Annotated in this window: 1 pseudogene; it reads left to right on the forward strand. The window is 44.7% G+C overall.

Features of this window, described 5'->3' with window-relative positions:
- A pseudogene (locus tag R7E78_RS28425) lies at window positions 1-461 on the forward strand (L-methionine/branched-chain amino acid transporter); the annotation flags it as partial.
- Window positions 462-595 lie beyond the last annotated feature (134 nt).

Below are 595 nucleotides of genomic sequence, written 5' to 3' on the forward strand. Positions count from 1 at the left end.
AGTGGCTCATCAGTATCATTGGATTTTCTGCGTGCTTTGCAAGCGTTAACTTATATACTCAAAGCCTATCAAGAATGGTTTGGGCTCAAGCGCGCGAACATCGTCCAAACAGTCCACTGGCTAAAATTTCGCGTAGAGGCGTACCTTCATCAGCAACGTTTTTAGTCGGTGCGGTGCTACTTGCATCTTGTGTGATTGGGTCGTTATCCAAACTCGATTTAGAGTTTTTCCTTAAGCTGGCCAACAGTATTTTTGTTTTGGTTTATCTATTGGCAATGCTAGCTGCATACAAATTGCTGCACGGACTAGGAAAAGCCCTCGCGGCGATTTCTTTAGTGTTATGTACAGGCGTGTTCATCTGTTTAGGTTGGTCTATGCTTTACGCTCTTGGCATTTTTGCGCTGCTCTCTCTGCCGTGGAAACAATGGCGACAAAAACGACACTCGAGCATTGTCGAATAACTTCAGACGTCAAATAGCTCAAAGAGGCGTTTAATCAGCGGGTCAATGTTATCAAGACGAACATTTCCATATCCGATCACGACGCCCTGCCAATCTCGTGCTTTAAAATCGGGATGCTCATAAAAACTGACTGG

Source organism: Vibrio sp. YT-19(2023) (assembly GCF_033337395.1).